Source organism: Cellulomonas sp. KH9 (genome assembly GCF_900114185.1).
Taxonomy (GTDB): domain Bacteria; phylum Actinomycetota; class Actinomycetes; order Actinomycetales; family Cellulomonadaceae; genus Cellulomonas.
This window is the reverse complement of the sequence record NZ_FOSE01000004.1, coordinates 209,383-233,974: the sequence shown is the minus strand read 5'-3', so window position 1 is coordinate 233,974 and position 24,592 is coordinate 209,383. Positions and strand designations below refer to the sequence as shown.

General features: G+C 73.7%; 27 protein-coding genes, 3 tRNA genes and 1 pseudogene. 13 read left to right on the top strand and 18 right to left on the bottom strand.

Annotation, left to right across the window (positions count from 1 at the left end; all coding sequences use genetic code 11):
- Positions 1-418: 418 nt before the first annotated feature.
- The 7 genes from BMZ16_RS18990 (at position 419) to BMZ16_RS18985 (ending at position 5,772) form a co-directional block, all read left to right on the top strand.
- The gene (locus BMZ16_RS18990) at positions 419-880 is read left to right on the top strand and encodes a hypothetical protein (protein WP_143082844.1); all 462 of its coding nucleotides are present in this window, start codon (positions 419-421) and stop codon (positions 878-880) included.
- On the top strand, positions 880-1,851 hold the full coding sequence (locus tag BMZ16_RS13940) for a M23 family metallopeptidase (RefSeq protein ID WP_089801504.1): 972 nt from the start codon (positions 880-882) through the stop codon (positions 1,849-1,851). Before BMZ16_RS18990 ends, BMZ16_RS13940 begins: the two co-directional genes overlap by 1 nt.
- Positions 1,851-2,276: a hypothetical protein gene (locus BMZ16_RS13935; protein WP_143082843.1), complete on the top strand. Its 426-nt coding sequence runs from the start codon at positions 1,851-1,853 to the stop codon at positions 2,274-2,276. The genes BMZ16_RS13940 and BMZ16_RS13935 overlap by 1 nt, the downstream gene beginning before the upstream one ends.
- Positions 2,273-2,680, top strand: a complete 408-nt coding sequence (locus BMZ16_RS13930; RefSeq protein WP_089801500.1) for a hypothetical protein — start codon at positions 2,273-2,275, stop codon at positions 2,678-2,680. Before BMZ16_RS13935 ends, BMZ16_RS13930 begins: the two co-directional genes overlap by 4 nt.
- Before the next feature lie 9 nt (positions 2,681-2,689).
- A complete protein-coding gene (locus BMZ16_RS13925; protein ID WP_218143366.1) occupies positions 2,690-2,941 on the top strand; it encodes a holin in 252 nt (83 codons plus the stop codon).
- A gap of 137 nt (positions 2,942-3,078) precedes the next feature.
- Positions 3,079-5,445 carry a right-handed parallel beta-helix repeat-containing protein gene (locus tag BMZ16_RS19970; RefSeq protein ID WP_143082842.1) on the top strand — a complete coding sequence of 789 codons (2,367 nt, stop codon included), beginning with the start codon at positions 3,079-3,081 and terminating at the stop codon, positions 5,443-5,445.
- A 75-nt stretch (positions 5,446-5,520) separates the two neighbouring features.
- Complete coding sequence (locus BMZ16_RS18985) at positions 5,521-5,772, top strand: hypothetical protein (protein ID WP_143082841.1); 252 nt, start codon at positions 5,521-5,523, stop codon at positions 5,770-5,772.
- Here the strand turns inward: BMZ16_RS18985 and BMZ16_RS19350 are convergent.
- The 9 genes and pseudogenes from BMZ16_RS19350 to BMZ16_RS13890 form a co-directional block, all read right to left on the bottom strand.
- On the bottom strand, positions 5,769-5,927 hold the full coding sequence (locus tag BMZ16_RS19350) for a hypothetical protein (protein ID WP_177199713.1): 159 nt from the start codon (positions 5,925-5,927) through the stop codon (positions 5,769-5,771). The genes BMZ16_RS18985 and BMZ16_RS19350 overlap by 4 nt on opposite strands.
- 10 nt (positions 5,928-5,937) lie before the next feature.
- The gene (locus tag BMZ16_RS20065) at positions 5,938-6,066 is read right to left on the bottom strand and encodes a helix-turn-helix domain-containing protein (protein ID WP_369822643.1); all 129 of its coding nucleotides are present in this window, start codon (positions 6,064-6,066) and stop codon (positions 5,938-5,940) included.
- A gap of 81 nt (positions 6,067-6,147) precedes the next feature.
- A pseudogene (locus tag BMZ16_RS13915) lies at positions 6,148-6,540 on the bottom strand (DUF2637 domain-containing protein); the annotation flags it as partial.
- Positions 6,533-6,928, bottom strand: coding sequence for an Aca2/YdiL-like domain-containing protein (locus BMZ16_RS13910; RefSeq protein WP_089801494.1), 396 nt, complete (start codon positions 6,926-6,928; stop codon positions 6,533-6,535). The pseudogene BMZ16_RS13915 and the gene BMZ16_RS13910, both read right to left, overlap by 8 nt.
- Positions 6,929-6,994: 66 nt before the next feature.
- The gene (locus tag BMZ16_RS19345; RefSeq protein ID WP_177199712.1) at positions 6,995-7,153 is read right to left on the bottom strand and encodes a hypothetical protein; all 159 of its coding nucleotides are present in this window, start codon (positions 7,151-7,153) and stop codon (positions 6,995-6,997) included.
- Between the two features lie 127 nt (positions 7,154-7,280).
- Positions 7,281-8,504: a tyrosine-type recombinase/integrase gene (locus BMZ16_RS13905; RefSeq protein WP_089801492.1), complete on the bottom strand. Its 1,224-nt coding sequence runs from the start codon at positions 8,502-8,504 to the stop codon at positions 7,281-7,283.
- A gap of 99 nt (positions 8,505-8,603) precedes the next feature.
- Positions 8,604-8,679 (bottom strand) — tRNA-His (locus BMZ16_RS13900).
- 149 nt (positions 8,680-8,828) lie between these two features.
- A complete protein-coding gene (locus tag BMZ16_RS13895; protein WP_089802114.1) occupies positions 8,829-9,752 on the bottom strand; it encodes an ATP-grasp domain-containing protein in 924 nt (307 codons plus the stop codon).
- Positions 9,753-9,850: 98 nt separating this feature from the next.
- Entirely contained in the window at positions 9,851-10,885 is a 1,035-nt protein-coding gene (locus tag BMZ16_RS13890) for an ABC transporter ATP-binding protein (protein WP_089801490.1), read from the bottom strand.
- A 132-nt stretch (positions 10,886-11,017) separates the two neighbouring features.
- Here BMZ16_RS13890 and BMZ16_RS13885 point away from each other — a divergent pair, with 132 nt between their 5' ends.
- The 3 genes from BMZ16_RS13885 to BMZ16_RS13875 all read left to right on the top strand — a co-directional run bounded on the left by BMZ16_RS13885 (position 11,018) and on the right by BMZ16_RS13875 (position 13,593).
- A complete protein-coding gene (locus BMZ16_RS13885) occupies positions 11,018-11,749 on the top strand; it encodes an ABC transporter permease subunit (protein WP_089801488.1) in 732 nt (243 codons plus the stop codon).
- Positions 11,737-12,501, top strand: coding sequence for an ABC transporter permease (locus tag BMZ16_RS13880; RefSeq protein ID WP_089801485.1), 765 nt, complete (start codon positions 11,737-11,739; stop codon positions 12,499-12,501). The genes BMZ16_RS13885 and BMZ16_RS13880 overlap by 13 nt, the downstream gene beginning before the upstream one ends.
- A gap of 81 nt (positions 12,502-12,582) precedes the next feature.
- The gene (locus BMZ16_RS13875) at positions 12,583-13,593 is read left to right on the top strand and encodes a glycine betaine ABC transporter substrate-binding protein (RefSeq protein ID WP_089801483.1); all 1,011 of its coding nucleotides are present in this window, start codon (positions 12,583-12,585) and stop codon (positions 13,591-13,593) included.
- A gap of 21 nt (positions 13,594-13,614) precedes the next feature.
- On the opposite strand, the gene BMZ16_RS13870 is transcribed toward BMZ16_RS13875, so the two are convergent.
- From BMZ16_RS13870 to BMZ16_RS13855, 4 genes are all read right to left on the bottom strand, one after another.
- On the bottom strand, positions 13,615-15,240 hold the full coding sequence (locus BMZ16_RS13870; RefSeq protein WP_177199711.1) for a dihydrolipoyl dehydrogenase family protein: 1,626 nt from the start codon (positions 15,238-15,240) through the stop codon (positions 13,615-13,617).
- 161 nt (positions 15,241-15,401) lie between these two features.
- Positions 15,402-15,477, bottom strand: a tRNA-Lys gene (locus BMZ16_RS13865).
- 76 nt (positions 15,478-15,553) lie between these two features.
- The gene (locus BMZ16_RS13860) at positions 15,554-15,829 is read right to left on the bottom strand and encodes a hypothetical protein (RefSeq protein ID WP_089801478.1); all 276 of its coding nucleotides are present in this window, start codon (positions 15,827-15,829) and stop codon (positions 15,554-15,556) included.
- A gap of 112 nt (positions 15,830-15,941) precedes the next feature.
- Entirely contained in the window at positions 15,942-16,238 is a 297-nt protein-coding gene (locus BMZ16_RS13855) for a GroES family chaperonin (RefSeq protein WP_089802112.1), read from the bottom strand.
- A gap of 129 nt (positions 16,239-16,367) precedes the next feature.
- On the opposite strand from BMZ16_RS13855, the gene bcp reads away from it, so the two are divergent.
- Together bcp and BMZ16_RS13845 are read left to right on the top strand one after the other, a co-directional pair.
- Positions 16,368-16,835 carry a thioredoxin-dependent thiol peroxidase gene (gene bcp / locus BMZ16_RS13850; RefSeq protein WP_089802110.1) on the top strand — a complete coding sequence of 156 codons (468 nt, stop codon included), beginning with the start codon at positions 16,368-16,370 and terminating at the stop codon, positions 16,833-16,835.
- 45 nt (positions 16,836-16,880) lie between these two features.
- A tRNA-Leu gene (locus BMZ16_RS13845) sits at positions 16,881-16,966 on the top strand.
- A gap of 40 nt (positions 16,967-17,006) precedes the next feature.
- On the opposite strand, the gene BMZ16_RS13840 is transcribed toward BMZ16_RS13845, so the two are convergent.
- Positions 17,007-20,003: a glycosyl hydrolase gene (locus tag BMZ16_RS13840; RefSeq protein WP_255366667.1), complete on the bottom strand. Its 2,997-nt coding sequence runs from the start codon at positions 20,001-20,003 to the stop codon at positions 17,007-17,009.
- 319 nt (positions 20,004-20,322) lie between these two features.
- A complete protein-coding gene (trxA, locus tag BMZ16_RS13835) occupies positions 20,323-20,691 on the bottom strand; it encodes a thioredoxin (RefSeq protein ID WP_089801474.1) in 369 nt (122 codons plus the stop codon).
- 128 nt (positions 20,692-20,819) lie between these two features.
- On the opposite strand from trxA, the gene BMZ16_RS13830 reads away from it, so the two are divergent.
- The gene (locus BMZ16_RS13830; RefSeq protein WP_089801472.1) at positions 20,820-21,374 is read left to right on the top strand and encodes an NUDIX hydrolase family protein; all 555 of its coding nucleotides are present in this window, start codon (positions 20,820-20,822) and stop codon (positions 21,372-21,374) included.
- 24 nt (positions 21,375-21,398) lie between these two features.
- On the opposite strand, the gene BMZ16_RS13825 is transcribed toward BMZ16_RS13830, so the two are convergent.
- Genes BMZ16_RS13825 through rph form a run of 3 tightly spaced genes read right to left on the bottom strand, consistent with a single transcriptional unit; the run spans position 21,399 to position 24,516 of the window.
- Positions 21,399-23,060, bottom strand: a complete 1,662-nt coding sequence (locus tag BMZ16_RS13825) for an ABC-F family ATP-binding cassette domain-containing protein (RefSeq protein WP_089801470.1) — start codon at positions 23,058-23,060, stop codon at positions 21,399-21,401.
- Positions 23,057-23,701, bottom strand: a complete 645-nt coding sequence (rdgB, locus tag BMZ16_RS13820) for an RdgB/HAM1 family non-canonical purine NTP pyrophosphatase (protein ID WP_089801469.1) — start codon at positions 23,699-23,701, stop codon at positions 23,057-23,059. Before rdgB ends, BMZ16_RS13825 begins: the two co-directional genes overlap by 4 nt.
- Entirely contained in the window at positions 23,698-24,516 is an 819-nt protein-coding gene (rph, locus tag BMZ16_RS13815) for a ribonuclease PH (protein WP_089801467.1), read from the bottom strand. The genes rdgB and rph overlap by 4 nt, the downstream gene beginning before the upstream one ends.
- Positions 24,517-24,592: the final 76 nt, after the last annotated feature.

Genomic DNA, 24,592 nt, shown 5'->3' with positions numbered 1-24,592 from the left:
GCACGTGGTCCTGACACGCGGGGCCAGCGACGGGGCGGTGCTCGCGTCCATCGATGGGACGACGCCGACGCCTGCGGTGGCTGCTGCGCCTGCGTCCGGGTCGCGCTGGGACCTGATCTGGGTCCGTCAGCGTGACGTGGACTCCGGCGACGCTGACTCCCAGGTCCAGGTCGGTGTCACATCGGGCAGCTCGAGCGGGTCGCCGTCGCGGCCCACCGGCTCGGTGCCTGCTGGTGCGCTGGTCCTGGCGGAGGCTCGTGTGTCTGCGGGCGCGACGCAGACGTCGCACGCCTCGGTGACGATCACCCCGGTTGCGGCGCGGTCGGCTGCTCGTGGTGGCATCGTCCCGGCGGCGAACGCGGCATCCCGGGAGGCGGTCGCTGCGGCGCACACTCCGACACCGAGCAGCCCGCTGTACGTGCACCAGGTCGACACGCGGACGCTGTGGATGTACGACGGCGCCACGCAGGGCAGCCGTGTGGCAGCGCCGATCGCTGAGCCGCGCGTGGCGACCATCGGTGCCACAGGCGTCGGGCCCGTCGACACCAAGAACGCCGAGGTCACCGACTTCGTCATTCCTCCGGGTCCGAATCACCTGGTGAAGATGACGTGGACGGCGTTCATGTACAACGGCGGCAACACGGGCGCGGTCAACATCAAGTTCCGCGTGGACGGCACATTCGTCGGGACGATGAACTACTCGTACGGCGGCAACCACGGTGACCGGCGCGTGATCGATGGTCTCACCAAGGTCGTGTCGGTCGCTCCTGGCGCGCACTCGCTGTCGGTGTGGAGCGGGGCGGGCGCTGCGAGCGTGGGCTACGACGGCCAGTTCATCAACGAGCTCTCGGTCACGGATCTCGGCCCGGTGACCTCCTGATGGCGTGGATCCGTCCCGCCGGTGCAGGCGCGCGCTTCACGTCCGACTACGGCCCCCGCTCGTCCCCTGGCGGCGTCGGCTCGACGTGGCACCGCGGCATCGACCTCGCGCCCCAGCGCGCTGGGGCGCTCGGCTTCCCTGTGCTCGCCGCGACCGACGGCACCGTGCTCGCCTCGGGGTACTCCACCGTCCGCGGGTACTGGCTCGTGCAGCGGTGCACTGACGGCTCGGCGCTGCGGTACCAGCACTTCGCGGGCCCGACGGTCGGTGCTGGTGCGTCGCTGCGGGCCGGGCAGGTGCTCGGTGCGATGGGCGCGACGGGTGCGGCGACCGGTCCACACCTGCACCTCGAGTGCTTCGAGGCTGGCGTGTCGTGGTCGACGTCCACCAGCGCGGTTGACCCCGAGCCGTTCTTCCGGGCTCGCGGCGTGAACCTGCGCAGCAGCGCGACCACCGTCAGCAACCCCGGCAGCTCCGGCGGCGGCATCACGCTCCCCGACATCATCACCGCGCCCATCCCGGGCATCGACCAGGAGGACGACATGCCGTACAGCGAGCAGGACCTCAAGCGCATCACGGCAGTGACTCTGGCGGAGAACCTTCCTCGGCTGCTGGCGGAGGCGCTGCCCACGCTGATCGCCGAGACTCTGCGCTCGAACCTCGGCGACGGCGGTCCTGGCCGAGTGGGTGCGCCGTGGTGGGTCGACTCGTCCGACCGCCGCACCGCCGAGACGCTGCGGAAGAACATCGGTGACATCGCGGCGGCGAACCCCTCTTCGTGGTGGGCCGTCGCGATGCGCTCCCTGCTGTCCGGTGCGCGAGTCGACGAGCAGGCCCTGGCGCAGTCGGTGACCACGGCTCTCGTCCCGGCGGTCGTGTCGGCGCTGGCCGATGAGACGGACCTCACTGAGGCGCAGGTCGAGGCCGCCACTGAGCGTGTCCTGCGGCGGGTCCTCGGCGGGCTCGGCTGATGCCACATCGTCACCGCCACGAGCGGACCCCCGACACGGTGACCCTGCTGTCGGCGAGTGCCGCCGGTGGGGTCGTGATGCTCGCGGCGGACACGCACCCGCCGGCGCTCATAGCCACGGCGGGGTCGTCGGCGTCCGTCCTGTGGGCGGCCGTCTTCACCGTGGCCGCTGCGGTGTCGCTCATCGGCGTCCTGACGCACGCACCGGTGGGCTGGGCTGTGGAGCTCGGCGGGCGTGTGCCTCTAGGGCTGACGGCTGGCGGGTACTCGGTGGTCTTGGTGCGGCACTCGGACACGGTGGGTGTGGCCCTGGTGGCGGCGATCATCGGCGCTGTCGGGGTCGCGTCTCTGATCCGCGCGGGCGTCCTGATGGTGCGGCTCTACCGGTACCACCGGGCGGTGCACAGCCAGGGAGGGGCGCTGTGAGCGCAATCCAGTGGCTGTCGGCGATCAGCGGCACCCTGGGCGCGATCGTGGGTAGCGGTGGCCTGGTCCTGATCTTCCGGGCTCGTGCTCAGAATCGCCGCGACCACGACGAGGGTGCTGCCGTCCTGCGTGCGGCAAACACCGAGGAGTGGGACCGCCTGGTGCAGGCGCTCCACGAGACGCAGATCAAGCCGCTGCTCGAGCGGCTGGGCAAGCAGGACGAACGCCTCGACGCGCAGGACCGCAAGATCGCGCAGATGGATGAGGAGATCCAGACGTGGCGGTCGCGGTACTGGTCGGCGATCGAGCATGTGCGGCGCCTGACGATGTGGATCACCCGGCACATGCCGGATGGGATCCCGGCGCCTCCTATCCCCCCGGCGAGCATCGCCGACGACCTCTGAGGAGACCCCATGTCCGTGTTCACTCGCCGCTTCTGGATCGCTTCGCTCGAGCGTGCCGTGAAGTCCGCCGCCCAGGCCGCGATCCTCGTCCTCGGTGCCGACCAGCTCAACGTCCTGGCGGTCGCGTGGCCCGAGGTCGGTGGTTTCGCTGCCGGCGGCTTCGTCCTGTCGCTGCTGACGTCGATCGGCTCGGACGCGATCACTCGCAGTGACGGCCCGTCGCTGGCGAACGAGATCGCTGTGGGCAAGCACGCCCGCTGAGTCACCCCCGCACACCCCCCGGCACCACCGACTGAGGAGTCAAGATGCCCCTCCCCTCTTATGTCCCTGTGCGGTCGGTGTCCGTGGGGGGTGCGACTGTCCTTGAGTCGGCGGCCCTGCTGCGGGTGCAGGTGACCGTGACCGCGAGCCGTCCGCTGGTGTGGGCGGCGACTGGCTACCGGTTCGAGAACGTGGGCACGCAGTCGACGTCTGAGCCTGGCAGCGAGGTGGTGCTGACTCTGCCGCGCACTGACGTCCAGGGCTGGAAGGACGGCCGCAGCGGCGCGATCCTCGATGTGTCGGCGGAGGGTGCGTACAGCCACCGGTACATCGCGCAGGTCCGCTACCTCGACGAGGCCGGGCGGTCGATCGGCGTCCCCTTCACCATCGGTCCTTTCGTCCTGCCCGAGGGTGATGGCGTGCTGGACCTCGACACCACGGTCCCGGCGTCCACGGTCGCGGGTGACGCGGTGTCGGTGCCGGACTCGTGGGGTGCGGACGTGGTGGCGGCGCGGGCTGCGGCTGAGGCTGCTGAGGCGGCGCTGGCGTCCATCGGCCAGGCCACCGTCGCCCCCGAGCCGCAGACCGTGGCGCGGCGCACCGGCGCGGGCACGCTCAAGACCGCGGCGCCCGTGGATGACGACGACGCTGTGAGCCTGGGTGTCGCGCGCGACTCGTTCGCGCCCACCACCCTGGTGCGAGACATCCGGGGCTTCCTTCTCCCCGGAGAGACGCTCGACCCCACCGGGCAGGTCGACATGAGCGCGATCCTGCAGCGGGCATGGGACACGCTCGCCGTCGAGTACGCCGCACAGACACCCACGCTCGGCCGGAAGCTGCCGTACCAGGTCAGTTTCCCCGCGGGGCGATTCAAGGCCACCGACATCAACGTGCTCTACAAGTCCGGCGTGGGGATCGTTGGGCAGGGGCCCGCACAGACCACGTTCCTGCCCTTCGGCAACACAGCCTTCCTGCACGGGTTCACCGGAGACGAGTGGGTCGAGGGCCAGTACCACGACGACCTGGTGTTCACCGGCTTCACGGTGGACTGCGCGAACCAGAGTAGTGGCGGCTACAACCACGCCATGAAGGGCATGTTCATCCAGCACATGCGCCGCGCCCGCTGGGAGAGGGTCCACATTCACAACTCGTGGGCCACCGGCTTCGGGTGCGACTTCCTCGAAGACTCGGTCCTCGTGGACTGCGTCGCGTCGAACGCCGGTCGCGGCGTCCCCCCGAACCGCAACGGCACAGGCGCGGGCTTCGGCATCGGCAACGGCGGCGCACCCAACGAGTCCGTCACGCTCATCAACTGCCTGTCGTTCAACAACTACTCCCACGGGTTCTTCATCGAGCACCTGAACCGACCTGAGGCGCTGTACAGCTCGCGCGGCTTCTCGATGGTCGGGTGCATCGGCAAGCGGAACTGGCACGGCCTGTTCGAGGCCGGCGGCAACGGGTCCACGTACACGGGCTGCCACTTCGTGGACAACGAGTACGCGGGCGTGATCCTGCGCGGCACCGGCGCGTCCAAGGGTGGCGGCAAGGACGTGCTCATCTCGGGCGGGACGATCTCAGGCAACGGTGCACAGGCCGGAGGCGGTGTCATCCTGCGGGATGTCGCTGAGGGCGGCCTGACGCTCTCCGACGTGCTGATCTTCGACAACGCTGGCCCTGGTGTGTGGGCTCCCACGGGTGCACTCGTGGGCACTGGCATCACCGTCAAGGGGTGCAAGATCAAGAACAACGCCGGTGCCGGCATCCGGCTCGATGTCGCCGCGGTCGACCTCAGTGTCGTCGGGAACGAGATCCTCGGGAACGCCGGTGACGGGGTCAGGCTCGCCGCGTCTACGGGTCGCCTCCGGGTGGTCGACAATGTCGCGCGGCGCAACGCAGGCTACGGGCTCGCCCTCGCGGGCGCCGCCGAGTACGCCTCTGGTCGCCCCCGCATCACGGGGAACCGCTTCGTGGAGAACGTCGCCGGCGGCCTGCTCAACGAGCAGGCCGTCGACAACAGCGCCGACATCCGCGACAACATCACCACCGCAACCCCGACCAACCTCCTGAGTGACCCCTCGTTCGAGACCACGACAACCGGGGCAACCTCCCTCAACGCGACCTTGACACGACCGAACGTCGGGGCCGCCGCACACAGCGGCTCCTACGTGTTGCGTGGGACCTACAGCGGGACCGGGGGTAGCGGGTACGGCGTCATCACCACGACTGGCGCGGTCACCGGTGGGGTGGTCGTGCGCGGCGTCGCATGGGTCAAGGCGCTCCCCGGCCGCGTGATCTACCCCACCCTCAACACAGGGTCGCCCAGCCTGCAGATCATCGGGGCCAAGCAGATCGCCACCGGTGGGTGGCAGCGCATCGAGATCGAGGGGGTTGTGTCTGCGGGCAAGACCACGGCCCGCGTCGGCTGCTACGTCGACACGAACGCGGCCATCACCACCGGCGAGGTCATCGACATGGACGACGTCGAACTCATGATCGTGGCCTAACCCACCACCACGAACGCCCCTCCTGACCCACGCCGGGTCGGGAGGGGCGTTTCGTCATGCCCGCACACTGGCCCCATGGACAACACCCGCCCAGCCCTCGAAGGCGTCGAGCACCCACCCAACGTGCTCCCCGTGCCACCAGGCGACCACCGCGACGTCGACCACCCCATCCCCGTGCACGTGCGCATCGAGTGGACCAGCGGCGACGAATGGATCGACGGCCTCGCGCTCGAGTGGACCCGGGACCTCGTGCGCGTCGCCACCAGGGAGCAGCGGCTACACCCGCGGGTGGTGTGGGTGAGGGCTGGGGATGTGCGGCGGGGCTAGCACTCAGCCCCTGTGAGCCCATCACTGTAGGAGCAGCCCTGCGCCGCCGGACCACCACACTGCGAGAGCGCGTACATCCCGCCGTACAGCAGCGCCACCGCGCCGACGATCCGCAGAAACTCGTCCATCCGGCTCGGCTTCTTCTCGTCACTCACGGCTGGCTCCTCACGCCACCTCGACCGCCCCGGCATGAGCCACCCAGCGGGCCACGGTCGACTTGCTGACGCCGAGAGTGGCCGCAATCGCCCGATGTGACAACCCCTCGACCTCCCGCAGCCGCCGCGCCTCAGCCACCTGATCCACCTGCTGTCCCGGCTCGTCCCACACCTGGACCACCCCGGGACGCGCGATAGCCAGATCCGCCACCGTGTGAGTCGCAGCCAGGACACCCAGGGGCGCGAGGGCAGCCAGGCCGGCACCGACGAGGGTGCGCCAGTCCTGGACGTCGCCCGTGCCGAGGACGTGCGCGGCGTTCGCCCCGACCGACACGAGGGTGAACGTCCCGAGCGCGGCCCACGAGAACCGCGTGCTCTCACCCCGCGCGCGCTGCACCAGGATCGCCAGGGTGTAGGCCAGGAGTGCGCCATCCACGAACACGGGGACCGCCCACCGCAGCCACCGGGGCAGCTCGGCCCACTCAGCGACCGCGACCAGGCCGGCGAAGGAGACGGCGAAGGAGACAGCGCCGAGAGTGCCGACGAGGGCGACTGTGGTGACGACGACCGCGCGGGTGTCCGGGTCGATGCGGGACGCTCGAGCCTCAGGCATCGGACGCCGCGCTCACGATCTCGACGCCCGGGACACGCTCGGCAGCCCGGTAGACGACGTGCCGCCACCACCGGGCAGGCAGGTGGGACATGTCCGGCCGTGCCGCATGCATCTCCTCATCGGTGCGGTACACCAGCACAGCCACGTCGGAAGCGTCCTGCAGCGCCGCGACGACCTCCTCGACAGCGCCCCTCGTGTACTCCTCGATGACCTCGACCTCCCCGCCGACGCGCCGCGGGATCGGCTCCCGGCCCGCCTCCCACGCCCGCAGCGTCCGCGGGTTGACCGACAGCATCGCCGCCAGGTGGTCTCCCGTCAGGCCCAGCGCCTCACGGATCGTCTGCAACTCGCCCGGGTCCATGCGGCGCTTCTGCTCGCCCTCGTCCATGTCGTCCTCCTGGTAGTCGAGCGCCCCGCCCCTCGTGGCGAGGGGCGGGGCGTCGTGTCGTTGGGGTCAGGCGCGGGCGGCCATCTCCTCGGGGTAGTCCGCCTTGATAGACGCGAGGCTGCGGTCCTCGTCGGTGTAGTCACCCTCGACGGAGGCGATGAACTCGACCTGCGCGTCGGTGTAGGACTGGAGCTCGACGACGTTGAAGAACTTGGTGCTGCGCATGATGGCCTCCGTCTGGCCCGGTGGTCTGGGGCTGTTCCCCTGACCTCGTGACACTCACTCTACCTCCTAGTTTAGGAGGTGCGCCAGTACGCGACCGGGTGAAGAACCGACCCTCACCCACCCCCGCTCACGGCGCGATCTGTCGCCGCGTCGCCTGGTCCATGACCTCGACCGCCGCAAGCTGCGCGTCGGTCAGCAGATGCGCGTAGACCTTCGACGTCGTCGACAGCGACTCATGCCCGAGCCGGTGCTGCACCACCTGAGGAGCCACACCCTTGCCCAGGAGCCACGACGCGGACGTGTGCCGCAGACCGTGCGGCGTCACATGCTTCGTGATGCCCGCCCGCTTGAGCGCCGGCTGCCACACCCTGTTCCGGAAGTGCTGGGCGTACACCCTGCCACCCTCAGGCGCCGTGAAGACGAGCGCGTCAGCCTCCCTGCCCTCGGCGAGCGGGCGCAGAGCCTCCGTCAGGGCGGGCCCCATGACGACCGTCCGCACCCCACGGCGGGTCTTCGTGGTGCCGAGGTAGCGCGAGTCCCGCTCACCCTTCTTCCATGCCCGCCGCAGGCGCACCGTGCCCGCGCCGAGGTCGATGTCCTTCACCATGACGGCCGACGCCTCACCGATGCGCGCCCCGATCACGAGCAGGAAGAGCGCGAGAGGCCGCCAGTGCTCGGGCAGGGCGTCGTACATCCGGTCCCACTCGTCGGCGGTGAAGACCTCCATCTCGTGCTCTTCCTCGTCCGACGGGAGCGACATGCCCTTGGCGACGTTGCGCGGGATGAGCTCGGCCTCGACGGCTGCCTGCAGCACGGACGACAGCAGCCCGTGCGCGTTCCTGAGGGTCTTCTGGGACACCAGCACCTTGGGCGGCTCCGGGAGGCCAGCATCGCGCGCCTTCTCCCGCGCCTTCACCGAGCGCGACGTCTCCTGCTCGCGCTGCCAGGCGACCCACCGAGTGACCGAGTCGCGGGTGATGGCGTCGAGCGCGAGGCCGCCGAGGTGCGGCAGCCACGTGCGCTCAGCCTCCCGGTAGTACCCGTAGACCGTGCCGCCCGCCGCGTAGGACGCGACCGCCTCGAGGTGCTTGTCGAACCACGTGCGCAGCGTCGGCATCGTGCGGGCGCTGTCCTCGCCCTGACGGCGGGTCGCGCGCGCCGCGTCACCGCCGGCGGACTCGACGAGGTCCGCGAACTTCCGCGCCTCGCGGTACGCGCGCTCCCCGTCAGGATCGTTGTCGAACGGGCCGAACGTCTCCTTGACGGGGTTCGCGTGCCCGCGGACACGGAAGCGGACATGCCAGGAGATGGCGCCGCCTTTGGCCCGGTACGGCTGCGGATTGGGTGCCATTGCGGCCTCCTGCAGGCTTCCGTGTGTCCTCGGGGTGTGTCCACGGGGATCAATGTTCGATCCCCGTGGACGTTCTCCCAGGTCAGGAGCCTACTGCTATGGGGTGGCTAACGGGACTTGAACCCGCGACCCCCTGGACCACAACCAGGTGCTCTACCTACTGAGCTATAGCCACCGCGGTGCCGGTCCGGCCGTTCCCCGGAGGGAGCGGTCCTGCGGCACCTGGTCCGACGCGAGCGCCGGGCCGACGACGAGTGTAGCGGGTACCGGGGCTGTGGTCGTCACGCGACGCCGCGGTGGACCGCGGGACGCGTGACGGACGCGTCACAGTCGGGCGCGCACCGCGTCCGCGAACCGCTCCACGGCCCCCGGGGCGTGCTCGAAGAACAGGGACGGCTCGGCGAGCTCGACCTCGAGGACGACCGGCTGGTTCTCGTCGTCGGGGATGAGGTCGACGCGGGTGTAGAGCAGGGGCGCACGGTCGGGGAAGATCTTGCCCAGCTCCGAGACGACCATGTCGGCCACGGCACGCTCCTGCTCGGTGGCGTCGCGGGCGGCCAGGACCCGCTCGCGGAACAGGACGCCCTCCTTCTCCCCCGCCCGGTACGGACCCTCGAGCAGCGGCTCCTTGCGCACGCAGTGGCTGAACTCGCCGTCCACGTACACCAGCGCGCTCTCACCCTGGGTGTCGACCTGCGTGAGGTAGCGCTGCAGCATGACGCGCCGGCCCACGGCGAGCAGGTTCTTGGCGTGCGTGATGGCCAGCGAGCGCGACGGTGTGACCCCCGCGTCGTACCGGCCCGTGTCGCGCGAGCCCGCGCTGACGGTGGGCTTGATCACGAAGTCACCGAACGCCGGGAACCGCGTGTGGATGGCGCGCGCGTTGAGGTTGCGCTCCGGGTCGAGCCAGATGGTGGGGACGATCGGGACGCCGCGCTGCTCCAGGTCCCGCAGGTACGCCTTGTCGATGTTCCAGGCGACGACGTCCGCCGGGTTGAACAGCGTGGAGGTGCGCTCCACGCGCCGCGTCCAGTCGGCGAACTGGGCGGGGCGGTCCGTGTAGTCCCACGTCGAGCGGATGAGGACGTGCGGGTAGGCGGCCCAGTCGACCGTCGGGTCGTCCCACACCACGACGTCCGTGGGGACGCCCCGCGCAGCGAGCGCGTCGCGCAGCGGCAGGTCGTCCGGGTCGAGGTCCGGCAGCTGGGCGCAGGTCGCGAGGGCGAGGCGTGCGGTGGATTCGCTCACGTCCGCACTGTACCCACGCCGTGTGACGCGCACGCGCCGGGCGTGTGACCGTCCGGGGACGTCGCGACGGGCGCGTCGGCGCACGGCCCCGCACCGGCTCAGGCCTCGGCGTCCTCCCGTGCGGTCAGCCGGTGCAGCGCCCGCACGACGCTGCCCGGCGAGGTGGTGCCCACCGCGCGGCCGTCGGCGTCGAGCACGTCCAGCCGGCCGCCGTCCGCGGCGTCGGCGACGTCGGTCAGGGCGGCGACGACGTCCCCGAGCTCGGCGCCCAGCCGCACCGTGGGCCGCACCCGCGGCCCCGCAGCTCCCTGCCCCGTGCCCTCCGGCGCGCCCTCCTCGTCCAGGTCGGTGGCCTCGAGCCGGCCGAGAGCCAGCAGGCGCGCGGTCCGGCCGCGGCCCACCAGGTCCGCGACGGCCGGGGACGCCGGCCGGGCGACGACGTCGAGCGGGGGCGCGAGCTGCTCGACGCGCGCACCGCGGCTGAGGACGACGACGCGGTCCGCCATGCGGACCGCCTCGTCGATGTCGTGCGTGACCATCATCACGGTGGTCCCCAGCTCCCGCTGGAGCCGGGCGAACTCCTGCTGCAGCCGCGCCCGGCCGACGGGGTCGACCGCACCGAACGGCTCGTCCATCAGCAGCACGGGCGGGTCGGTGGCCAGGGCGCGGGCGACGCCGACGCGCTGCCGCTCACCGCCGGACAGCTCGTGCGGCCAGCGCCGCGCGTACCGCTGCGGGTCGAGCCCCACGAGGGTCAGCAGCTCGTCGACCCGCTCGCGCGCGCGCCGCCGGTCCCACCCGAGGAGCCTCGGCACGGTCGCGACGTTCTGCGCCACCGTGCGGTGCGGGAAGAGCCCGACGTTCTGGATGACGTACCCGATGCGGCGGCGCAGCGCGACGGGGTCCACGTCGGTGACGTCCTCCCCGCCCAGCACGATGCGTCCGGAGGTGGGCTCCACCAGGCGGTTCGCCATCCGCAGCGTCGTGGACTTCCCGCAGCCCGACGGCCCGACGAGCACGAGCAGCTCACCCTCGCGCACCTCGAGGGTGAGGTCGTCGACGGCGACGGACCCCGCGTACTCCTTGCGGACGGCGTCGAACCGGATGGCGGCGTCCGGCGACGCGGCGGGCACGGCCGGCCCGCGGGTCGGCCCGGTACGCGCGGACGTGGTCACGGGCAGCGACGCTAGCGGCACGCACCGACACCCGCGAGCCGCCGGACCGCCCGCTCGCGGGTGTCGGAGGTCGTCAGTAGGTTCGGGCCCATGCCGACCGCGCAGGTGCTGGCGACCGCCACCAACCCGTGGTTCTCGTGGGAGTACCTCGAGCGCAACGGGAGCGACGTGCTGCGCTACACCCAGCAGCACGCGTCGCTGACCGCCGAGGCCGTGCTCATCGCCCTGGTCGTGGCGCTGCCGCTCGCCGCGCTCGCCCACCTGCGCCCCCGCCTGGCCGGACCCGTGCTGGCGACCACCGGCGTGCTCTACACGGTCCCGTCGCTCGCGCTGTTCGCCCTGCTCGCGCCGGCCACGGGCATCGGGCGCACCACCGTGCTCATCGGGCTGGTCGTGTACGCGCTGCTCGTGCTGGTCCGCAACGTGCTGGTCGGGCTGCAGGGCGTCGACCCGGCCGTCCGGGACGCCGCCCGCGGCATGGGCTACGGGCGGGTGCGGCTGCTCCTGACGGTCGAGCTGCCGCAGGCCGTGCCGGCCGTCGTGACGGGCCTGCGGCTCGCGACCGTCAGCACGGTCGCGCTGGTCACCGTCGGCGTCGTGGTCGGCTACGGCGGGCTCGGCCAGCTGATGTTCCGCGGCTTCCGCAGCGGCTACCACGCCGAGATCATGACGGCCACGGTGCTGTGCCTGGTGCTGGCCCTCGTCGCCGACCTCGCCCTGGCGCTGCTGGGCCGTGTGCTGACGCCGTGGCGGCGCGGCTCGCGCACCCGCCCCGTCGCACGCGACGCCGTCGGCTCGCAGGAGGCCGCATGGACGTCCTGACCGAGGCGCTGCGGTGGCTCAACGACCCGCTCAACTGGACCGGCCGCCAGGGGGTGCTCGCCCTCGCGGGCACGCACCTGGCCATCTCCGGGGTCGCCGTGGCGATCGCCCTGGTGGTGGCCCTGCCCGTGGGGCTGTGGCTCGGCCACCGGGGCCGGGGCGCGACCGTCGGCGTCGTGGTCGCCAACACGACACGTGCGCTGCCCACGCTCGCGCTGCTGACCCTGCTCGCCGCCGCGGGGTGGTTCGGCGGCCCGGCGACTGCCATCGCGTGCGCGGTCTTCGCCGTCCCCCCGATCCTGGCGAACGCCGTCACCGGCGTCGGCGGCGTCGACCCCGACGTGCGGGACGCGGCGCGGGGCCTGGGCATGTCGGGCGTCCGCGCGCTGTGGACCGTCGAGGTGCCGCTCGCCCTGCCGCTGCTCGCCGCCGGCATCCGTACGGGCACCGTGCAGGTGCTCGCGACGGTGCCGCTGGCCGCCCTCGTGGGTGGCACGAGCCTGGGGACGATCGTGGTGAGCGGCTTCGCCACCCAGCGGTACGGCAAGGCACTGGCCGGCGGCATCCTCGTGGCGGCGCTGTGCCTGGTCGTCGAGGGCCTGCTGGCCCTGGTCGAGCGCGCGGTCACCCCGCGCGGCCTGCGCGGGCGGGGCCGCGCCGCGACCGCGGACGAGCGTGCCGACGTCCGCCCGCGCCGCCACCGCGTACCCGCCGCAGCGGGCGCGGTGCCCGGGACCCGCCCAGCCCCCTGATCCCGCCGGCCGACCGCCCGAGGTCGGCCGCTCCCCCGACCGCCGCACCCCGGTGCCCACCCCCTCGACAGGAGACCTCCGATGCGCACCAGCCCGCGCTCCCGCACCCTCGGCGTCCTCGCCGCGCTGACCCTGACGCTCAGCGCCTGCGGCGCACCCGGCTCCGGCGGCGGTCAGGCCGAGACGTCCGCCGCCGGCTCCGACCTGCCCGCCTGCGCGCCCGTCGCGGGCGAGAGCCTGGTCGTGCTCGAGGACGACAAGGGCCTGCAGAACGCCGACAACATCATCCCGGCGGTCAACGCCCAGGTCGCCGCCGACCACCCGGAGGTCGTCGAGCTCCTCGACACCGTCTCGGCCGCGCTCGACACCGACCGGCTCATCGGTCTCAACAAGGCCGTCGACGTCGACCGGCGCACCTCCAGCGAGGTCGCCACGGAGTTCGTCGCCGAGGAGGGCCTGGCGGCGGACGACACGAGCGCCGGCACGGGGACGACGCTGACGGTCGGCGCGGCGAACTTCTCCGAGAGCATCACGCTGGCCGAGATCTACGCCGAGGTGCTGCGCAGCGCCGGCTTCGACGCCCGGGCCCAGACCATCGGTGCCCGCGAGACGTACCTGCCCGCACTGCAGTCCGGTGAGCTCGCCGCGGTCCCGGAGTACGCCGCCACGCTGGCGACGTTCCTCAACGCGCAGGTCAACGGCGCGGACGCACCGACCGTGGCCTCCAGCGACGTGGACGAGACCGTGACCGCCCTGACGCCCCTGGCGGAGGAGAGCGGGATCGTCGTCGGCGAGGCGTCGGCCGCGCAGGACCAGAACGCGTTCGCCGTCACCGGGGAGTTCGCCCAGGAGCACGACCTGCAGACGCTGTCCGACCTCGCCGCCACGTGCGGCGACGTGGTGCTCGCCGGTCCGCCGGAGTGCCCCGAGCGCCCGTTCTGCCAGGTGGGCCTCGAGGAGACGTACGACCTGTCGGTCGGCGAGTTCAAGTCCTACGACTTCGCGCTCATCGGTCAGGCGGTGCGCCAGGGCGATGCGGCGGTGGGGCTCGTGACCTCCTCCGACGGCTCGCTGGCCGCCTCGGACGACTGACGGACCGCCGGAGGCGGCGGGTCAGCGACCCGCCGCCTCCAGCAGCCGCAGCCACACCTCGCTGAGGGTCGGGTACGAGGGCACCGCGTGCCACAGCCGCGCGAGCGGCACCTCCCCGACGACCGCCACGGTCGCCGCGTGCAGCATGTCGGCGACGTCCGGGCCGACGAACGTCGCCCCCACCACCACGTCGTGCGCGCGGTCCACGACGAGCTGCGCCCGACCCGCGTAGTCGGCCGCCGTGACGGTGGCACCGGCGAGGTCGCCCAGCTCGTAGGACAGGACCTCGACGTCCAGCCCGTCCTCGCGCGCCCGCGCCTCGGTCCGCCCGACCCACGCCACCTGGGGCCGGGTGAAGACGACCTGCGGCACCGCCGCCACGTCGGCGGTCGCGCGGTACCGGCTCCACGGCACGGCGGCGGCCTCGGCGGCCCGGGACAGCCCCGCCGGGTCGCCCGCGACCTCGTCCGCACCCCGCGGGTCGAACCGGGCGGCCACGACGTCCCCCACGACCCGGGCGTCGTACTTGCCCTGGTGCGTGGTCGCCGTACGGCCCGTGACGTCGCCCGCCGCGAACAGCCAGCCGCCCTCGACCGCCGTCACCTGCAGCCGGTCGTCCACGGCCAGCGGGTCTCCAGGTCGCAGACCGAGCACCTCGAGCCCCAGGTCGTCGGTGGCCGGCCGGCGACCCGTGGCGACCAGCACCTCGTCGACCGTGAGGACGTCGGTGGCACCCGCCGCGCCGTCGGCGCTCCCGTCCACGGTCAGGTGCACCCCCTCCTCGTCGCGGGACGCGGCCGTCACCGACGCGCCGAACGCGACGCGGACGCCGCGGTCCTGGAGGCTGCGCGCCACGGCGGCGCCAGCGAACGGCTCGGCCGCCGGCAGCAGCCGCCGGCCGCGGACCAGGACGGTGACCTCGCTGCCGAGGTCCGCGAAGGCGGTGGCCATCTCGGTGGCCACGACGCCCCCGCCGACGACGGCGAGCCGCGGGGGCACCCGGTGCGCGGACGTGGCCTCACGGCTGGTCCACGCCCGCACGCCCGCGAACACGTCGGGCACGACGGCCGTCGACCCGGTGGCCACGACCGCCGCGTGGCGGGCGCGCAGGGGGCGGGTGGTCCCGTCTGCCCTCTCGACCGTGAGCGTGCGCGGACCCGTGAACCGCGCGTGCCCCCGCACCAGCGTCAGTCCGGCGCCCTCGACCCACGCGACCTGCCCGGCGTCGTCCCAGTGGGCGGCGACCTCGTCGCGGCGGGCCAGCACGGCCGCGACGTCGAGGACGCCGCTCACCGCGGTGTCCGCGCCGGGCACCGCGCGGGCCGCTGCGAGCGCGTCGCCGGGCCGCAGCAGTGCCTTGGAGGGCATGCAGGCCCAGTAGGAGCACTCCCCGCCGACCAGCGCGGGTTCCACGACGGCGACGCGCAGCCCCGTGCGCGACGCGCGGTCCGCGACGTTCTCCCCCACCGCCCCGGCCCCGAGGACGACCACGTCGAACTCGTCGTCGGAGCCGGCAGGGTAGGAGCCGGCAGGGTAGGAGCCGGCAGGGCGGTCCGCGCCCCCGCCGCCCTGCGGACCGGGGCCTGCGGCCCGTCCGGCCTCGCCCGTGCCGTCCTGCTCCGGGGTCCCGCTCCGCTCGTCGGCCATCACCGCTCCGTCCTCGACAGGTGAGGACATGGTGACGCGCCGGGACGCGACGTGCCCGCCGGGACGCGTCGCCGGGGGTGCGAGCTGCGCCGGGGTCGGGTGTCCGCCCTGGTCCGGGAACGACGCAGCCCCGTCAGGCGGACCTGACGGGGCTGCGTGGCTGGTACGCCCCCTGGGACTCGAACCCAGAACCCGCTGATTAAGAGTCAGCTGCTCTGCCAGTTGAGCTAGAGGCGCGCGGCTGGATGAGATTAGCAGGATCCGGGGGCGGTGGTCGAACCGGAAGGCCCCTGCGGGCCTGCTGTGACCACCCTCACGCGCCGGAGGGCGCGCCGCCGTCCGCGCTCCACCACTCGTCCTCGGGCAGCCCCTCGGCCACGAGCAGCTCCTCGGACGTCTGGCCCGTCGGTGCGAGCAGGTCGACGAGCAGCGTCAGCGGCACGTGCTCGGCCAGCAGCTCCTGGGCGTGCTGCGCCGCGTCGAGCCCAGGGTGCACGACGTTCTCGTCAGGTGCGGGCACGGACCCCTCCGTGCCGGCACCGACCTCGTGGGTCCGGCCCGGGTCGTCCGCCGGGATGCGCTCGTCCATGGTCCTCCTCGTCGCACGCGCGACAGTCGCGGTCCCCCGACCTTCACCCGGACCCTACGACGCGAACCCGGCCGTCACGAAGACACGACGGCGGGTGCGCACGACACGCCGGTCACAGGTACAGGCCGGTGCCCTCACCGGTCGCCCGCGGCTCCGCCACGCCGTGCACGTCCTTCTCCCGCAGCAGCAGGTACGTGCTGCCGGACACCTCCACCTCGGCGCGGTCCTCCGGGTCGAACAGCACACGGTCGCCGACCTTGACCTGACGCACGTGCTCACCGGCCGCCACCACGCTGGCCCACGCCAGGCGCTTGCCCATGGCGGCCGTCGGCGGGATGAGGATCCCGGCGCCCGTGCGACGCTCGGCGGCGTCGGAGTCGAGCTCGACCAGCAGCCGGTCGTTGAGCATGCGCAGGGGCAGGTCACGGCCGGCGCCCTCGCGGGGCGTCTCGTTCGGTGCACTCACGTCGCCGACGCTACCCCGCCGCGATCTAGGCTGGCGTCCGTCGTCCCGCCCCCACGACCCGCAGGAGTGACCGTGCCCCGCCTCGCCGTCGGCGACACCGCCCCCGACCTGACCCTCCCCAGCAGCACCGGCGAGGAGGTGTCGCTGCAGGACCTGCGGGGCCGCTCGGTCGTCGTCTACTTCTACCCCGCGGCCGGCACCCCGGGCTGCACGACGCAGGCCTGCGACTTCCGCGACTCGCTGGCCTCGCTCACCGCCGCCGGGTACGCCGTCCTCGGCGTCTCGCCCGACTCGCCCGAGAAGCTGGCGCGGTTCGCGCAGGACGAGGCGCTGACGTACCCCCTGCTGGCGGACCCCGAGCACCGCGCGCTCGAGGCCTGGGGCGCGTGGGGCGAGAAGACCAGCTACGGACGCACGTCGACCGGCGTCATCCGGTCGACCGTGGTGGTGGACCCCGAGGGCAAGGTCGCGCTCGCGCAGTACAACGTGCGCGCCAAGGGCCACGTCGCCAAGCTGCGGCGGGACCTCGGCATCGACTGACCACCGAGGTGCCCGGGGTCGGCACGTGTCAGACTCTGGGCGCACGCGGGAGTGGTGAAACGGCAGCCACGCCAGGTTTAGGTCCTGGTGCCCGCAAGGGCGTGCGGGTTCGACTCCCGCCTCCCGCACCACGGCGGGGCCGGGGTGTGCGCCCCGGCCCCGCCGCCGGCGTCAGCGGAACGGCAGCCCGATCACGGAGCCCTCGGTCGCCACGGTCGACGGCCCGCTCCCGATGGCGTTCCACAGCGCCACCCGGACGGTGCCGCCGCGCAGGTCGCCCAGCACGCCGGTCGCGCGGTCCAGGCCGACGGCCTGGGTGTAGCGCTCACCGCCGGGCAGCGGGTCGGTCGCGAGGTACCGGTAGACCTCGACCCGGTCCCAGGTCCCGTCTCCCGTCAGGTCGTACTGCACCGACAGGCGGGTGCCGTTGCCCACGTGGGCGCCGGCGTCGACCATCAGGTCGAACGTCGTCGTCCCGCCCGTGGCCCGGGCGGTCAGGCCGGTGGCCTGCAGCACGAGGGCCCCCGGCGGCTCGGCCACGGTGTCGATCCCGCGTGCGGCGGGCACCTGGAGCGAGCCCGCCGGACCCGGGGTCCCGACGAGCGCACCGTCCCGGCCGAGCGCGAACGTCAGGCCGGTGCCCGGGGTGGGCGTCGGGCTCGCGGTCGGACGCGGGGTCCGCGTCGGCGTCGGGCTCTCGGTCGGACGCGGGGTCCGCGTCGGCGTCGGGCTCACCGTCGGACGCGGGGTCCGCGTCGGCGTCGGGCTCACCGTCGGACGCGGGGTCCGCGTCGGCGTCGGGCTCGCCGTCGGACCGGTCGTCGGACCGGCCGTCGGACCGCCCACGGCACCCCCGCCCGACCACGTCCGCGCCCCCGTCGCCACCGTCTTCCCGGCGGGCACGGACACCCGTGTCCCGTCGCTGAACGTCACCGTCCGCGGTGCCGACGTCACGTTGGCGGCGACGTAGGTGCGGGCACCGTCCTTCACGAACACCGCGGACAGCGGGGTGTCCCCGTGCACCGTGGTGTCGAGCGTCCCCAGCGCCGCGAGGTTGGCGATCCAGTGGAACGTGTGCGCCCGCGACTCCCCCTCCTCCACGGGGTAGCCGGGGTTCGCCTGCAGCAGGCGCAGCGCCTCGTCGGGGTCGCCCAGCGCCAGATAGCTCCACAGGATGTCCTGCCAGACCGTGGGCGGGCCACCGTTGGCCTTCACCAGCTCGGCGTAGTTGGACCGGACGTCGTCCGGTCGTGTGCCGAGGTACAGGTGCGAGCCGGTGATGGGCAGCGTGTTGATCCCCTGGATCATCTCGGCCTCGCCGGAGAACCACGTGGAGTACGTGCCGCCGTCGCCCCAGACCATGCCGAGGGTCGAGTGGCCGAACCCGTCCGGGATCGCCTCCGCCCGGTCGAACCAGTACTCCTGGATCGCCGCGGCCTGCGTGGCGTACAGGTACGCGCCCGCGTCCCGCACGGCCGTGTCCCCGGTGGCCTCGCCCCACTGCACGAGGGCTCCGGCGAAGTTCATGCCCTCGGAGCTCGACTCCTGGTTGTTGCCCGCGACGAACGCCCCGTGGCCCGACGCCCAGTCGTGGCCGGCGTACACGTCGAAGTCGCGCAGGTACGGGAACCGGGTCTCGGACCGGTCGTACCCGTTGGCGTCACGGATCAGCAGGTCCACCATGCCGCCGTACTGCCCGTCCGACGCCCACTGCGGGTCGAACCGGGCCAGGGTCGCGGCCGCGGCGACGAAGTACCCGTAGTGGAAGTGGTGGTCGTTCAGCTCGGTGTCCGAGCCGTACGACGCGGGGTACCCGATGAGGGTGCCCCACCGCTCGTCGTAGGCGAAGACCTGCCCGGTCTTGCCGGGCGTGGCCGTGAACCAGTCGGTGAGCGTCGCGCGGACGCGCGCGAGGGTCTCGTCCCGCAGCTGCGTCTCGCCCAGCTGGTCGGCGATCTCGACGATGCGCGTCGCACGCCCCAGGGCCTTGCCGGTCCAGTAGGTGTCGGCCCGCAGGATCGGCAGCGGGTCGGCGGCCACCTCGGCCAGCAGCCCGTCCAGCGTCGCGCGGGCCGCGCCGGTCGACGTGGCGACGGCCGGCACCTCGGGCAGGACGCCCGTGAACGGCGTGGCGGTGGTGAAGGAGGCGGTGCCCGCGTAGGCCGTCATGGCCCCGCGCGGGCTGGGGTAGGTGGCGTCGAGCTCGTCACCGTCGACGGCCGTGACGTACCGCTGCTGGTGGGGGTACAGCGCCACGAGCGCGCCCGTCGCGCCGGCCTCCAGCGGTGTGGTCTCCAGCCGGTAGGTGGTCCGGACCACGCCGGCGGCGGCGTCGTAGGTGTACGAGGCCGTGGTGCCGGTGACCTCGGCCAGGGCGGACGCGTCCACCGCGGCGAGCGCGGCGGCACGATCGGCGTCGGTCGCGTCGGCGGTCGTGGCCAGCGCGGTCACCGCCAGGTACCCCTTGCCGCCCAGCGACGAGCGGAGCGTGGTGCCGGCGACGTCCCACGTCGCGCCGGTCGGGGCGTGCACCGCGTAGTCGTGACCGTTGGCCGTGAAGCCGAGCGTCGCGCCGTCCTGCGCCCACACACGGACGTCGTGGGTGGACGACAGCACGGCGTCGCCGCCCTCGACGTGGTACCAGGAGGTGGGCAGCCCGTGCCCGATCGTCGCGCGCAGGCTGCGTGTGCCGTCCGACCAGGAGGGCGTGACCGTCCAGTCCGTCCAGCCCGCGACCTGCACCGTCGGGGCCTCGAGCCCGGCGACGCCGACCACGACGTCCTGCACGAACTGGAAGTGGAACTCACCGATGCCGCCGGGCGTCCCGGACAGCGTCGCCTCCCGCGGCGTCGACAGCCCGAGGCCCCCGGGCGTCGGCTGGTACGACACCGGGTGGGCGTGCAGCGGCTCGCTCAGCCGGCAGTCGAGCCGCTTGTACAGCAGCGACGACCACCAGTCGTTGGTGGGCAGCGCACCGGACGGTGCGTCGTCGGTCAGGGCGGAGCGCGGGTCCGCCTCGACCGAGTCGCACCCCTCGGGCGTGGGCCCGACCGGTGCGGCGGCGTACCCGCCCGCGCCCACGTCGACGATCCCCTCGGCGGCGACGGCGGCGTCCCGCGGGACGACGACGAGGGCCGCGGCGCCGGCCAGTGCGAGCGCCGCCGTCATGGCGAGACCGCGTCGCCACCACGGCACCGTGACCGTGTCCAGGGCATGCTGGGATGAGGACCCCCGTGGGGTCCGTGCTGTTGGTTGCATGGTGTGAAGCCCCCAAGGCGACCCCGTCGCGCACTCGCGCACGCGGCGGTCGCCCCTGCGACCGGTGCGCCGCTCCGTTGCGCCGCACCGCGACCGGTCCCCGCGCGACCCCCGTTGGTCACGCTGTGGTGAGAGCGATCTCACATCACGCTAACACCGCGTCCAGGTCCCGCAACCGCGAACGGCGGGACGCCCCGAAACGGTTCGTCCCGCCGCTCGCGACGGGGTCTCAGGCGACCGCGGACCGCTCGGCGATCTTGGCGCGCACCTCGTCCATGTCGAGCTCCTTGACGCCCGCGAGGACCTGCTCGAGCGCCGGCGCCGGGAGCGCGCCGGCCTGCCTGAAGACGAGGATCCCGTCCCGGAACGCCATGAGCGTCGGGATGGACGTGATCTGGAGCTCCACGGCCAGCTGCTGCTCGGCCTCGGTGTCGACCTTCGCGTGCACGACGTCCGGGTGCGCCTCGCTGGACGCCTCGAAGACGGGCGCGAACATGCGGCACGGGCCGCACCATGCCGCCCAGAAGTCGATCAGGACGATCTCGTTGTCCTTGACCGTGCCGCCGATGGTGTCGGCAGTCAGCGTGATGGTGCTCATGGGTGTGTCTCCGTCCTGCTGGGGTTCCCCCCGTACAGCACCCACCCGTCCGGCCCTATTCCGTCACCCCGGCCCGCACCCCGCGAGGCGATGCGGCCCGCACGCCGGGGACGGGGTAGAACTGCACGGTGACCGCGTCCGCCGAGTTCCCCCCTGGCCCCGAGCGCCCCGCCGGCTGGTTGTCCGCCGAGCAGATCGGCGCCGCGCGCCGGCAGCTGCCCATCCTCTACGTCGACGCGGTGCCGGTGCGCGTCGACGAGTCGGGCGACGTCGTCGCCGTCGGGCTGCTGCTGCGCGTGACCAACGAGGGCGTGATGTCCCGCGCGCTGGTGTCGGGGCGCGTGATGTACCACGAGCGGGTGCGCGACGCCCTGCTGCGGCACATCGAGAAGGACCTGGGCCCCGTCGCCCTGCCGCAGGTGCCGGCGTCGCCGCAGCCGTTCACGGTCGCCGAGTACTTCCCCACCCCCGGGGTGACGCCGTACCACGACCCCCGCCAGCACGCGGTGTCGCTGGCGTACGTGGTCCCCGTGGCCGGGGACTGCCGCCCGCAGCAGGACGCGCTGGACCTGGCCTGGCTGACGCCGGAGGAGGCGTGCGCCGAGGCGGTGCAGATCGAGATGAACGGCGGGCAGGGTCTGCTGCTGCGCCAGGCGATGGCGTGGGCGGGCCGGCTGCCCTGACCCGCGCCGGCGCCCCGGGCCGCGTCAGGCGCCGAGCTCGAGCTGCGGCCAGTCGGCCAGGTCTGCGCGCAGCTGCCGGTCGTGGGTCGCGACGACCACGGCGGCCGACGTGGCCCGCAGCGCGACCGTGAGGTCGTCGACGAGCCCGACGGACAGGTGGTTGGTCGGCTCGTCGAGCACCAGCACGTGCGGCGCCGCCAGCAGCGCGCACGCCAGGTCGAACCGGCGGCGCTGACCGACGGACAGCTCCCGCAGGGGACGCTCGAGGTCCTCCTCGGTGAGCAGGCCGAGCGCCGCGACGGGCACCAGGGCGTCCGGGTCGAGCGCGCCGGCCTCCAGCAGGTCCAGGGCGTGGCGCGCGTAGGCGTCGAACGCGGTGGGCGAGGTGCCGCCCGGTGCGGCCGCGCGCTCCCCCGGTCCCTCCTGCGCCAGGACGCCCAGCCGGACACCCGGCGCCACGGTCCGCGTGCCCCGGTCCAGCGCGAGCGACCCCACGAGCGCCGCCAGCAGGGTCGACTTGCCGGCGCCGTTCGGGCCCGTGACCAGCAGCCGGCTCGCCGGCATGACGTCCACCCGGCGGCCCGGCAGGTCGAGCCGCCCCGCGACGCGGGCGCCCCGCAGGTCCACGAGCGGACCACCCGCGTAGTCCGCGGGGACGGAGGGCAGGTCCGGGAACTGCAGGGCGGGGGGCGGCACCGGCACCTCGACGGCCTGCGCCTCGAGACGCTGGACGAGGCGGTCCGCCGCCTTCACGTGCTGCCGTGCCCGGGTGGCGCGGCGGTGGGCGTGCGACCCCTTGGGCGGGCGCCACTCGTCGGACAGCCCCTCGTACGACGCGTCGAGGCGCTGCGCCAGGACGCGGGCGCGCTTGCGCTCGGCGCGGTAGCGGGCCCGCCACCGGCGCAGCATCTGGTCGCGCGCGAACCGGTAGTCCGCGTAGCGGGCGGCGCCGTAGAGCACGGGCCGCCCGTCCATCGACGGGTCCATGTCGAGGATCGCGGTCATGACGTCGTCGAGCAGGCGGCGGTCGTGCGTGACGATGACGAGGCCGCCCGTCCACGCCCGCAGCTGCGCCGTGAGGTGCTCGACGCCGCCGGCGTCGAGGTGGTTCGTGGGCTCGTCGAGCAGCAGCAGGTCGGCGCGCTCGGCCAGCCGGCAGGCCAGGCGCACGCGGTACCGCTCGCCCACGCTGAGCTCGGCCAGCGGGCGGGCGTGGTCCCGGGGTGCGTGCAGCCGCGACAGGCCCTCGTCGACGCGCCGGTCGACGTCCCAGGCCGCGAGGTGCTCGTACCGCGCGATCGCCGCGGACAGCGCGGCCACGTCCCCGCCCTCGTGGTCGAAGGCGTCGATCACGGTCTGCAGGTCGGCCGCCGCGGCGCGCGTCGACGCGCCCGTGGCCCGGACGAGCGTGCCGATCGTGTCCCCCTCGGCCACGGCGAGGTCCTGCTCGACGACCGCCAGCGTGCCGTGCCGGCGGACCGTGCCGCCCTGCGGGTGCAGGCGGCCGGCGAGGACGCCGAGCAGCGTGGACTTGCCCGCGCCGTTCTCCCCCACCAGCCCGATGCGGTCGCCCGGCGCGACCGTGAGGTCGAGGCGGTCGAGGACGGGCCGTCCGGGGTAGCCGAACGTCACGGCCTCGGCGACGAGCTGGACGTCGCCGGGCCGCGGTGCCGCCGGCGCGGTCATGTGCGCAGCGCCGCCACCAGGTGCGGCACGAGGGCGCGGAAGGCCTGCCCGCGGTGGCTGATCGCGTTCTTCTCCTGCGGCGTGAGCTCCGCGCAGGTGCGGGTGTCGCCGTGCGGGACGAGGACCGGGTCGTACCCGAATCCGTGCGTGCCGCGCGGCGCCGTCGCGAGCGTGCCCTCGAGCGTGCCGACCTCGACGTGCTCGGTGCCGTCGGGCGTCACCAGCGCCGCCGCGCAGACGAAGCGCGCGCCGCGGTGGGCGGGCGCGATGTCGGCGAGCTGGGCGAGCAGCAGCGCGAGGTTGGCCGCGTCGTCGCCGTGCCGACCGGCCCAGCGCGCGGAGAAGATCCCCGGCGCACCGCCGAGCACGTCGACGCTCAGTCCGGAGTCGTCCGCCACCGCGGCCACCCCGGTGGCGGCCGCCAGCGCACGGGCCTTGATCAGGGCGTTCTCCTGGAACGTCAGCCCGTCCTCGACCGGCTCGGGCGCGTGGACGTCACGCGCGCCCAGCACCGCGGCCGGGTCCAGGTCGGGCAGCGCCGGCGCCAGGATCGCGCGCAGCTCGCCGACCTTGTGCGCGTTGTGCGTCGCGAGCACCAGCCGGGTGCCGGCCGGGACGACGACGCCGTCGACCGGCGTCACGGCGCGACCGCGCGGGTCGCGCTCCCGTCACCCGCGGGCGCGGCGAGGGCCGCGGCCTGCAGGGCGGTCAGCCGTGCGGTGCCGGCCACGGCGAGGTCCAGCAGCGCGTCGAGCTCGGCACGGTCGAACGGCGCGTGCTCCGCGGTGCCCTGCACCTCGACGAAGGCCCCGGAGCCGGTCGTGACGACGTTCATGTCCGTCTCGGCCCGCACGTCCTCGACGTACGGCAGGTCCAGGACCGGTACGCCGTCGACGATGCCGACGCTGACCGCCGCGACGGAGTCCTTGAGCACCGTGCGGCCGGGCTTCACGAGCCGCTCGGACGTCGCCCACGCGACGGCGTCGGCGAGGGCGACGTACGCGCCCGTGATGGCGGCGGTCCGCGTGCCGCCGTCGGCCTGCAGGACGTCGCAGTCCAGCACGATCGTGTTCTCGCCGAGGGCGGCGACGTCGACCACGGCGCGCAGCGACCGGCCGATCAGCCGCGAGATCTCGTGCGTGCGCCCGCCCACCTTGCCGCGCACCGACTCCCGGTCGGACCGGCTGCCGGTGGCCCGCGGCAGCATCGCGTACTCGGCGGTCACCCAGCCCTCGCCCGAGCCCTTGCGCCAGCGCGGCACGCCCTCGGTGAACGACGCGACGCACAGCACCTTGGTGCCGCCGAACTCCACCAGCACGGACCCCTCGCCCGCGTCGAGGAACCGCCGGGTGATCGTCACCGGCCGCAGCTCGTCGGGCCGCCGCCCGTCCGCCCGCAGCACCCCCGCCGTACCGTCCGCCACCGCACCCGTCGTCGTCCCGCCACCGCTCACCATGCCCACGACCCTACGTGCGCACGGTGCCCGACTCCGAACCGGCACCCGCCGGCGGTGCGCCCGGGCCCCCGGGCGC

What these genes read in the sequence shown, in the direction of transcription:
- BMZ16_RS19345 (WP_177199712.1), bottom strand. Translation starts at nt 7,153, where the DNA reads ATGCGCAGCACCAAGTTCTTCAACGTCGTCGAGCTCCAGTCCTACACC.
- rph (WP_089801467.1), bottom strand. Translation starts at nt 24,516, where the DNA reads ATGGTGAGCGGTGGCGGGACGACGACGGGTGCGGTGGCGGACGGTACG.
- BMZ16_RS13855 (WP_089802112.1), bottom strand. Translation starts at nt 16,238, where the DNA reads ATGCTCAACGACCGGCTGCTGGTCGAGCTCGACTCCGACGCCGCCGAG.
- BMZ16_RS13910 (WP_089801494.1), bottom strand. Translation starts at nt 6,928, where the DNA reads ATGGACGAGGGCGAGCAGAAGCGCCGCATGGACCCGGGCGAGTTGCAG.
- BMZ16_RS13870 (WP_177199711.1), bottom strand. Translation starts at nt 15,240, where the DNA reads ATGGCCGACGAGCGGAGCGGGACCCCGGAGCAGGACGGCACGGGCGAG.
- BMZ16_RS13925 (WP_218143366.1), top strand. Translation starts at nt 2,690, where the DNA reads ATGTCCGTGTTCACTCGCCGCTTCTGGATCGCTTCGCTCGAGCGTGCC.
- BMZ16_RS13860 (WP_089801478.1), bottom strand. Translation starts at nt 15,829, where the DNA reads ATGGACGAGCGCATCCCGGCGGACGACCCGGGCCGGACCCACGAGGTC.
- trxA (WP_089801474.1), bottom strand. Translation starts at nt 20,691, where the DNA reads ATGAGCACCATCACGCTGACTGCCGACACCATCGGCGGCACGGTCAAG.
- BMZ16_RS13840 (WP_255366667.1), bottom strand. Translation starts at nt 20,003, where the DNA reads ATGACGGCGGCGCTCGCACTGGCCGGCGCCGCGGCCCTCGTCGTCGTC.
- BMZ16_RS13825 (WP_089801470.1), bottom strand. Translation starts at nt 23,060, where the DNA reads ATGACCGCGCCGGCGGCACCGCGGCCCGGCGACGTCCAGCTCGTCGCC.
- BMZ16_RS13875 (WP_089801483.1), top strand. Translation starts at nt 12,583, where the DNA reads ATGCGCACCAGCCCGCGCTCCCGCACCCTCGGCGTCCTCGCCGCGCTG.
- BMZ16_RS13905 (WP_089801492.1), bottom strand. Translation starts at nt 8,504, where the DNA reads ATGGCACCCAATCCGCAGCCGTACCGGGCCAAAGGCGGCGCCATCTCC.
- BMZ16_RS13935 (WP_143082843.1), top strand. Translation starts at nt 1,851, where the DNA reads ATGCCACATCGTCACCGCCACGAGCGGACCCCCGACACGGTGACCCTG.
- BMZ16_RS13940 (WP_089801504.1), top strand. Translation starts at nt 880, where the DNA reads ATGGCGTGGATCCGTCCCGCCGGTGCAGGCGCGCGCTTCACGTCCGAC.
- BMZ16_RS18985 (WP_143082841.1), top strand. Translation starts at nt 5,521, where the DNA reads ATGGACAACACCCGCCCAGCCCTCGAAGGCGTCGAGCACCCACCCAAC.
- BMZ16_RS13885 (WP_089801488.1), top strand. Translation starts at nt 11,018, where the DNA reads ATGCCGACCGCGCAGGTGCTGGCGACCGCCACCAACCCGTGGTTCTCG.
- BMZ16_RS13880 (WP_089801485.1), top strand. Translation starts at nt 11,737, where the DNA reads ATGGACGTCCTGACCGAGGCGCTGCGGTGGCTCAACGACCCGCTCAAC.